Origin of the sequence: Streptomyces sp. NPDC059851, from assembly GCF_042732005.1 — a bacterium.
In the GTDB taxonomy this organism is placed as follows: domain Bacteria; phylum Actinomycetota; class Actinomycetes; order Streptomycetales; family Streptomycetaceae; genus Streptomyces.
The window spans coordinates 1-8,712 of the sequence record NZ_JBHWJJ010000217.1 but is presented as its reverse complement, the minus strand read 5'-3'; the positions used below and the strand labels follow the sequence as shown (position 1 = coordinate 8,712).

At 71.8% G+C, this 8,712-nt stretch carries 6 protein-coding genes and 1 pseudogene; 5 read left to right on the top strand and 2 right to left on the bottom strand.

Annotated elements, in window-relative coordinates; translation table 11 throughout:
- Positions 1 to 1,322 precede the first annotated feature (1,322 nt).
- On the bottom strand, positions 1,323 to 2,453 hold the full coding sequence (locus tag ACFV7Q_RS37395) for an alpha/beta fold hydrolase (protein ID WP_385435409.1): 1,131 nt from the start codon (positions 2,451 to 2,453) through the stop codon (positions 1,323 to 1,325).
- An 85-nt stretch (positions 2,454 to 2,538) separates the two neighbouring features.
- Here ACFV7Q_RS37395 and ACFV7Q_RS37390 point away from each other — a divergent pair, with 85 nt between their 5' ends.
- Together ACFV7Q_RS37390 and ACFV7Q_RS37385 are read left to right on the top strand one after the other, a co-directional pair.
- Positions 2,539 to 3,519 (top strand): helix-turn-helix domain-containing protein, encoded by a 981-nt coding sequence (locus tag ACFV7Q_RS37390; RefSeq protein WP_385435408.1) that lies wholly within the window; start codon positions 2,539 to 2,541, stop codon positions 3,517 to 3,519.
- 144 nt (positions 3,520 to 3,663) lie between these two features.
- A pseudogene (locus ACFV7Q_RS37385) lies at positions 3,664 to 3,900 on the top strand (hypothetical protein); the annotation flags it as partial.
- Positions 3,901 to 3,933: 33 nt separating this feature from the next.
- Here the strand turns inward: ACFV7Q_RS37385 and ACFV7Q_RS37380 are convergent.
- The gene (locus tag ACFV7Q_RS37380) at positions 3,934 to 6,204 is read right to left on the bottom strand and encodes an MMPL family transporter (RefSeq protein ID WP_385435407.1); all 2,271 of its coding nucleotides are present in this window, start codon (positions 6,202 to 6,204) and stop codon (positions 3,934 to 3,936) included.
- Between the two features lie 175 nt (positions 6,205 to 6,379).
- On the opposite strand from ACFV7Q_RS37380, the gene ACFV7Q_RS37375 reads away from it, so the two are divergent.
- From ACFV7Q_RS37375 to ACFV7Q_RS37365, 3 genes are all read left to right on the top strand, one after another.
- Entirely contained in the window at positions 6,380 to 7,552 is a 1,173-nt protein-coding gene (locus tag ACFV7Q_RS37375; RefSeq protein ID WP_385435406.1) for a sensor histidine kinase, read from the top strand.
- Entirely contained in the window at positions 7,527 to 8,189 is a 663-nt protein-coding gene (locus tag ACFV7Q_RS37370; protein ID WP_030832911.1) for a response regulator transcription factor, read from the top strand. Before ACFV7Q_RS37375 ends, ACFV7Q_RS37370 begins: the two co-directional genes overlap by 26 nt.
- A gap of 260 nt (positions 8,190 to 8,449) precedes the next feature.
- The coding region (locus tag ACFV7Q_RS37365) for a transposase (protein ID WP_385435405.1) at positions 8,450 to 8,712 on the top strand (263 nt) is incomplete at its 3' end.

The window sequence follows — 8,712 nt, the reverse complement described above, 5'->3', positions numbered from 1 at the left end:
GGCGTGCACCAGGCCGCTGCGATACGCGGCCGGCAGCCGGTCGTAAACGGCGGCGGCCATCTCGGCGGCGATTCCCCGATCTCCGTTGACCCGTATCCAAGGCGGCGGTGTCCATGGCGACCAGGGCGCGGGTCAGCACCGACGGCGAGGACGTCAGCGCCAGGGCGTCGTCCTGCGCCAGGTAGGCGGCGCGGTGCGTGTACCTGCGGGGCATAGGGCTATGACGTGATCAGCGCGATAGTCCGGAGGGGCGCCTGAGCCTCGGGGCACGTCCGATGCGTCGCCGAGTTCGACCGCCCCGTGCCGAGTGGGCACTGTGGCGGTGCCAAGCGAGTACCTCCAGCGCTACCACCTGCACACCGCCTCCCGTACCGCCCTGCCCGCACCCTCGACCCCGGATCGACCACCCACCATGGCCAGTAACGTCACGGACACCTCTCACCACGGCATAGCGTCCGCCGGCACGGTGTTTCGTTTCCTTCTGTCATTACCCACGTCACGCAACCGCGCGCGACAGGAGCCAGAAGGTGCGCGACCCACGCCGCCCCGAGCCCAGAGAGGAACGCACACAGTGACAACGACTCGCAAGACGGACGACAGGTACAGGCATCCACAGTTCGAACTGCGCTGTGGGGGAATGCACATCACCGTCCAGCGCATCCCCGCATGGCTGGTCGGTCTGATTACTACCGCCGCAGGCGCAGCCGGGGCCTGGTGGACGCAGCAGCCGTAGGGGCGGCGAGCATGGCTACCGGCTCGCTCGGCGCAGCGTCCACCACGGGCGGTCGACTCGCTGCCGCACCGTACGTCACCGCACTGCTGGCGCTGGGGCAGTCCCCGGCCGGTCAGCCAGCCCACCGGGCCCGCGATCCGGCCGCCCAGCCGCATCTGGTCCTCTGGGCGGCGAGCGAGCCGGTCGGGGCCACTGGTAGCACGGGACTGAAGGGACTGAACTTCCAAGACAACGCCGCCCATCAACGGTCCGCGGCCAGCGGACCCGCCGGGGCCACGGCGGACCGGGCGCACGCGCTTTCCCGGGCCCGGCCCTTCGAAGTTGGGGCCGGGCAGTACGCCCATGCCGTACGGGTACGGGCTGCACCCGTACCCTGGTCAGCTTTCCGGAAGCCCCGGCCCGGGACGGCACGCGATCACCGACGGCACCGTGCGTGGGACCTCCAGCACTGTCTCGCGTGTGGCGCGGCTCCGCCCGGATGTGACGGCTGAGAAGGCACTGGCTCTGTTCACTTCAAGCGACGGCCGCAGCCGTTCACAGGCTGAGGTACCCAGGAGGGCAGGTGTAGCGCAGCAGGTGTAGCGCCTGCTCACCTCGGCAGGTGGCGGGCGAAGAACGACCGTAGGAGGTCGCGGACGGCGGGCACGGTCACGCGCGGGTCGGCCCGGCCGATCATGGCGGCGCGCCCCGCGGCGGTCGTCAAACCGGCCTCCTGGAGCTGGGGGACGAGGGCCGCGTAGTCGGTGAAGACCCAGTGGTGGGTGTCGTCGAGCTGCCGCCGGACGACCGGGCCGCCGTGAGCGAGGAGTGCCGCCCAGGAGTGGTCCAGGCGGGCGTTGCGGAAGCCGTCGGTGTCGGCCAGGAGTATCGGCCGGTCCGTCGCCTGCTGGGCCACCGGGAGGAGTTCGCCGTCCATCTGGTCGAGATACCCCTCCAGGTTGACGGCGGCGACGATCCGCCGGTCCTCGTGGAGCGCCTGTGCGACCGCCGTGCCGCCCGCCGAATGGCCGTACATGCCGACCCGGTCGAGGCCGAGTGCGTCGAGGACGAAGCGGAGGTCGGCGACCCGGGTGCTGATCATGGTGCGGAAGGTGGCCGCGTCGGGTGGGCCGGTCAGTACGGATTTCCGGACCCGTCCGCGGTCCGACCGCTCGTCGGGGAACTCCACCTCGCTCGCGTCTCCGGGGTGGTCGACGGTGATGACCGTCCAGCCGTGTGAGGCAAGGTCGACCGCGAGGGAGCTGCCCATCACGCGGGCGTCGCCGCCGCCAGGGCTGTAGAGCAGCACGGGGCGCCGGCCGGGCAGGGGTTGGGCACCGGCCCGGGCGTGGGTGAGGGTGGCCGCCCAGTCGACTCCCGTCTGCGGCAGCGGCTCGTGGATCCAGTGGGCGACGTCGGCGAAGGACTTGGCGGCGCCCGGGGTCATCTGCGCGAGGCGTGGGAAGCGGTGGCCGGGGACAGCCGGGTGCAGGACGGTGACCATGAGCTCGCGTACGCCGATCCGGGGGTCCCAGGGGTCGTTGCGGGAGGGGTCGACGAGGTGGAGGGTGCTGGCTCCGACGGGGTAGGGCCCGCCGGGAGCCGGCAGGCGCAGTCGCAGGAGCGGGGCCGCGCCGCGGACGGCGGCGGAGGCCGGGGCGGTGCCGAGCAGCAGGGCGGTGGCGCCGGCGAGGGCGCTCTTGGCCACAAAACGCCGGCCGGGAGCGAAGGACGGGATCATGGACGGCATCCTGGGGGCGGGTGCTGGGTTGGAGCGAAGCTTTCGGCTGGGGCCGAAAAGCTGGCGCGGGGGCAGGGGGACGTGCATGATCCGGATCCATTTCACGGCGGACGATTTCGTCCGGGTGCGGTTCGCGCCCTGGCCCTCGCCCGTGCCCGAGATGCACGCGGCTCTGATGATGCTGGGCGTCCCGCACGAGCCGCTGTTGTTCGGGCGCTGGCGGAGCAGGCTGCTGCGGAGCCTGCCCAGGGCGGTCGAGCCGCTCGCGGACCTCGTGCCGGACGGGGTGGCTCCCGCTTTCCTCGACGTTCTGGGCGACACGATGGACGAGGGGGTCGCGCTGATCAGGGCGGCCCGTACCGACTTCGTGCAGGCCGGAATTGAGCAGGTGTACGCGCGACGTCCGGCTCCGCCATGGATTCGCGCGCTGCATGGTGGGGACACGGGTGCCTGGCGGACGCTTGAGCGGGCACAGCGGGCGGCGTACGAGACGGTTCTCGCGCCGGTGTGGCCGCAGGTCCAGCACCTGCACCGGGCGGAGTTCACCCGACATGCCCTGACCGTCGCCGAACAGGGCCTCGGCGCCGCCCTGGCCGGCCTGACCCCGGGGTCACGGCTGCGTGACGCGGTCTGGGAGTGGCCCCTGCCGGGCGGCGCCCAGGGCGTGCGGGAAGTCCGGCTCGGCGGACGCGGGCTGATCCGGCGGCCGACCTTTCACTGGCGGAGCGGCCCGCTCATCCAGGACCTGCCAGGCCGTCCTGTGGCCTTCGCCTACCCCGCAAGCCAAACACTGCCGCTCCTCCCGGACGGGAACCACGCACCGGACGAGCGCCTCGCGGGCGTCCTCGGACGCACGCGGCTCGCCCTGCTGCGCGGCTTGGACGAAGCCCGCACGACCACAGAGCTGGCGCGCCGCATCGGCGTCAGCACCGCTACGGCCTCCGCCCATGCCTCGGCCTTGCGCGCCGCCGGTCTGCTGACCACCACCCGCACGGGCCGCTCGGTGCACCATGAGCGGACGGCCCTGGCGGAGCTGCTGCTGGCCAGCGGCGCGGCCGACAGTTGAAGCACGTCGATGCCGTTCAGCGCGAGACCAACTGCCACACCGCGTGCCTTCTCGACCGTCACGGCATCCACCCTCTTCGTTGCATGATCCACTATCAGGCGCATGTGGATATCACTGTGTTGCCGCCTTAGCGATCTTGCTTCCCAGGGCTCCAGAGGTGGCCGACCCGTCAGCCACGACGCCGATCCCTACACGGAGCGGAACGCCGTCGAACGCCTGATCAACAAGCTCAAGGCATGGCGAGGCATCGCCACCCGATACGACAAGACCTCCGACAACTGCCTCGCCGGTCTCCACCCGCGCGCCTCGATGATCTGGATCAAGGACCTCACGAGGACCACCGCTGATCACGACTCGGTATGCCCCTGGGTGACGCGCTGAGGTGCCGGACGCCAAGGGCGGTCAGGAGTTGAGTCAACGGTCAACCAGCCGGGGACGCGGGGCCTCACCCGTGGATTCCGCGTCGGTGTCGTCGGTGCCGACCGGGCCGCGGGGAAGCATCCGGTCCAGCCACTTCGGCAGCCACCAGTTGGTCCGGCCGAGGAGTGTCATGGTCGCCGGTACCAGCACCATGCGTACGACCGTGGCGTCGATGAAGATCGCGGTGGCCAGGCCGAGCCCGAACATTTTGCTGGAGGGGTCCTCGGCGACGGCGAAGGACAGGAAGACCGCCACCATGATGAGGGCGGCCGAGGTGATGATCCGGGCGGTGCGCGAGACGCCCTCAACGATCGCCGTGCCGTTGTCGCCGGTGCGCAGGTACTCCTCGCGTACGCGGGAGAGGAGGAACACCTCGTAGTCCATCGACAGGCCGAACAGGATCGCGAAGAGGAACATCGGGATGAACGACACGATCGGAACCGTCGCTTCCAGCCCGATGAGTGCGCCTCCCCAGCCCCACTGGAAGACCGCGACCATGATGCCGTAGGCCGCGCCGATGCTCAGCAGATTCAGCAGTACCGCCTTGAGCGGTACGAGTATCGAGCGGAAGACCAGCATCAGCAGCAGGAACGACATCGCCAGCACGGCGGCGACGAACACCGGCAGGCGTTGGCTGGTGCGTTGGCCCACATCGGACAGGCTCGCCGCGGCGCCGCCGACGTGGGCCCTGGCCGGGCCGTGCCCGATCGCCGTGGGCAGCACGTCGGTGCGCAGCCGGGCGATGGTGTCGGCCGTGGCCTTGTCCTGAGGGCTGGTGGTCGGGAACACCACGAGGGTCGCGATGCCGGTGGCCCGATCGATGTGCGTCGGCGCGACGGATGCGATGCCCGGATCCGCCGCGACCGCCCCGACGAGTCGGTCCAGCACTCCCGGATCACCGGTGGGGTCCGCGGCGATGACGAGGGGACCGTTGATGCCCGGGCCGAACCCCTCGGCGACGAGGTCGTAGGCCCGGCGCTCGGTACGGCTGGGGGGCAGTGAGCCGTCGTCGGGCAGGCCGACGCGCAGGCCGAGCACGGGCAGCGTCGCCGTCAGCAGCAGCCCCGCCGCGCCGATCGCGTACAGCACCGGGTGCCGGCTGACGTGCCCGATCCAGCGCCGCCAACCGGCGGCGGGAGCGGCGCCCGCCACCCCGTCCCGCCGCCGTGCGAGTCGGCCCAGCTTCCCGGTCTGCAGAGCCCGGCCGATCCGGCCGGCCCGGGCCAGTCGTGGGCCGGCGGCGCCGAGGAAGGCCGGCAGCAGCGTCACCGACGCGAGCACCATGATCAGGACGACGATCGAGACGGCGAGCCCGCCCACCGTCATGAACGGCACGTTCGCGACCGCCAGGCCGAGGATCGATACGACGACGACGACGCCGGCGAAGACCACGGGCCTCCCCGCCGTGGCCACCGCTCGCCCCGCCGCCTCGTGGGGATCGAGCCCGCGCGCGAGGTACTCCCGGTGCCTGGCGAGTACGAACAGCGCGTAGTCGATGCCCACTCCGAGCCCGACCATGCTGCCCAGGACGGGGGCGAAGGTCGGGACGTCCGTCACCCCCGCCAGTACCGTCATCGTGGCAACTCCGATGGTCAGCCCGAAGACCGCCATGCCGATCGGCAGTGCGGCGGCGACGAGCGAACCGAACGCCAGGAACAGGATCGCGGCCGCGGCGAGGAGGCCGATCAGCTCGCTCGCGCCGCCGTCGGGGTCGGAGAAGGCGTAGAAGAGGTTCCCGCCCATCTCGATGCGCAGGGGCAGCTCGGCGCGCAGCCGGTCGCCGAGTTCGACGAGGGCGTCGAGGTCTTCGGCCGACAGTCGGCTCTGGTCGGGGTACTGCACCCGGACGACCGCGATGCGCCCGTCGGCCGAAACGAGGCCGCCGCGCACGGCGGTGTCCCCGCCCGCGTCGAGCGCCCCCGCCGGGTCGCTCGTGCCGAGCACGTGCGGCAGCCGCTTCACCTCGGTCTGCAGCCGCGTGAGAGCGGTGCGCGCGCCGTCGTCGTCGAAGAACGTCGCACCGCCGTCGAGGGGGGTGACGACCACTTGGGCGGTCATCCCCTCCTGGCCGGTGCCGGCCCGCTCGATCAGTTCCGCGGCCCGCTGGGAGTCCAGTCCCGGAGCGGTCATCGAGTCCGCGGTCCGCCCGCCGAAGGCGACCGCGGCGAGGACGGCGAGCGTGGCGGCGATCAGCCATGCCGCGATCACCCGCCAGGGATGGCGGGCGGCGCTTGCGCCCAGGCGCAACAGGGCTTTCGAGAGCATCGGGTCCTCCAACCACCTCGTCGGCCGTCCTTGTACGGCCGCCGATGCCGAGGCTCGCCGCCACGGCGCTCCGCGGCATCGGCCCGCGGGCCGCGGATCCGTCGGCCCCGGGGCGGAGTGACGACCCGTCCTTTCGGCCGATGCGCGGCACGCCGCGGTCCCTAGGCTGAGAACCGTGCTACGAGACGACCTGCGAACCCTGTGGACCGAACCCCGGCCGCCCGACGCGCCCGCCCGGGTGTGGCGGGACTGGGCACTGCTCGCCGCGGGCCTGGGCGGTGTGGTGCTGGAGGCCACCCTGCGCGAGAACGTCGTGTGGCGGCCGGTGGCGGTGGTGATCGCCGTATGGCTGTGCCTGCTGCCCTTGTGGCGCCGGACCCGCCCGCTGGCGATGGTGACGCTGGCGTTCGGCTCGGTGATCCTGCTTCCGGTGGCCTCGCTCGTCGCCGCACCGCGCGAGCCCGTCGGCCTGTACACCGGCGCGGTCGTGCTCGTGCTGGTGTACGCGCTGCCCCGGTGGGGATCGGGACGCGAGATCGTGCTGGGCGGCGCGGTGATCCTCGCGGTCGGCGCGCTGTGTGTCGTCACGGACGAGACCCCGGTCGTCGAAAAGGTCGTGGGCCTCGTCTTCCTGCTGCTGCCCGGCGTGGTCGGGGCTGCCGTGCGGTTCCGGGTGACCGCTCGCGAGCGGCAGTTGGACCAGGTGCGCTCCCGCGAGCGCGAGCAGCTCGCCCGGGAACTGCACGACACGGTGGCCCACCACGTGTCGGCCATGGTGATCATCGCCCAGGCGGGCCGGGTGCTCGCGGACACCGACCCGTCCGCCGCCGTCGAGGCGCTGGAGGGGGTCGAGGAGGAAGGGGCGCGCACGCTGGAGGAAATGCGCGCCATGGTCGCCGCGCTGCGCGACCGCGGGGTCGGCGCCGAGCTGGCGCCCCCTGCCGGTGTCGCGGATCTGGAGCGCCTGGTGCGCACCCCGGGTGGTCGCCTCAGGGTCGACCTGGGGCTCGACGGCGAACTGGACGCGCTGCCCCCGGCCGTGGACGCGGCCGTCTACCGGATCGTGCAGGAGTCGGTGACCAACGCGCTGCGCCATGCGGTCGACGCGACCGAGGTCGTCGTCCGGGTCGCCGCGGAACGGCACACGGTACGGGTGAGCGTGCGCGACGACGGCCGGCGCACCGGCCGGGGTCGCGACGGATACGGACTTACCGGATTGCGCGAGCGCGCGACGCTGCTCGGCGGCACACTACGAGCCGGCCCGGGTACCGACCGGGGCTGGCACGTCGACGCCGAAATGCCGAGAGCGAGGAACGAGAGCGGTGTCCATTCGCGTCCTCGTCGCTGACGACCAGACGATCATCCGCACCGGGTTGCGGATCATGCTGAACGCCCAGCCCGGCATCGAGGTGGTCGGCGAGGCCGCCGACGGACGGGAGGCGGTACGTCTGGCCCGCGAACTGCGCCCCGACGTCTGTCTGTTCGACATCCGCATGCCCGTACTCGACGGGCTCGAGGCCACCCGGCTGGTCGCCGGCCCGGGCGTCGCCGACCCGCTGGCCGTGGTCGTCATCACCACGTTCGACCTCGACGAGTACGTCTACGGCGCGCTGCGTGCCGGCGCCCGCGGATTCCTCCTCAAGGACACGGGACCGGACCTTCTGGCCCAGGCCGTACGATCGGCGTCCGGCGGTGAGGCGCTCATTGCGCCCAGCGTCACCGTCCGTCTGCTCCAGGCATTCGCGGACCTGCCCGCCGGCCGGCCCGTGGCCCAGCCGGTCTCCCCCGTCACCGCCCGCGAGGAGCAGGTGCTCCTCGCCGTCGCTCGCGGGCTGACCAACACCGAGATCGCCGATGCACTGCACATCAGCCTCAGCACGGTGAAGACGCATCTGGCCAGCCTGATGGCCAAACTCGGCGCCCGCAACCGGGTCGAGATCGCGATGTGGGCCTACGAAACGCGCCGTATCCTCCCCGGAACCTGAGCCCGGTGCCGGGCCATGTCCCATGAGTCCCCGCCCGGACATCAGTGCACCGGTCGGCTCACGTCGGCTCCACCAGTTGCGTGAGCTGCCGGACGTCCTGTTTCCGGGGATCGAGCTGGGGGTCGAGCGGGTACACGTCGCGGGCCGTACTGCTCCTCCTGGCCGTTGTCCGGACTGCGGCAATGCGGCTAGTAGTGCTTGGTCAGGTTGGTTCGCGGGTGGCGTGTCTGGCTGATGGCCTGTGTCGTTGATTGGGCGTGATGGCTGAGGAGTTGGCTGCGGTCCGGTGTGATCTGGAGGACTTCGCGGCGGAGGTGTTCGAGTCGTTCGGGCGGGCGGATCAGCGTCGGTGGGGGTCGGTCTATCTGCGTGGTCTGCTGATGGACGGCGGGCGTAAGTCGGTCGAGCCGATGGCCGCCCGACTGGGTGACGACGGCAACCGGCAGGCGTTGGCCCACTTCGTCACCTCCAGCCCGTGGGATCCGGCACATGTGCGGGCCAGACTGGCCTGGAGGATGCAGCC

Bases quoted from the DNA above. Each gene is read 5' to 3' on its own strand.
- ACFV7Q_RS37380 (WP_385435407.1), bottom strand. From the start codon at position 6,204: ATGCTCTCGAAAGCCCTGTTGCGCCTGGGCGCAAGCGCCGCCCGCCAT.
- ACFV7Q_RS37395 (WP_385435409.1), bottom strand. From the start codon at position 2,453: ATGATCCCGTCCTTCGCTCCCGGCCGGCGTTTTGTGGCCAAGAGCGCC.
- ACFV7Q_RS37390 (WP_385435408.1), top strand. From the start codon at position 2,539: ATGATCCGGATCCATTTCACGGCGGACGATTTCGTCCGGGTGCGGTTC.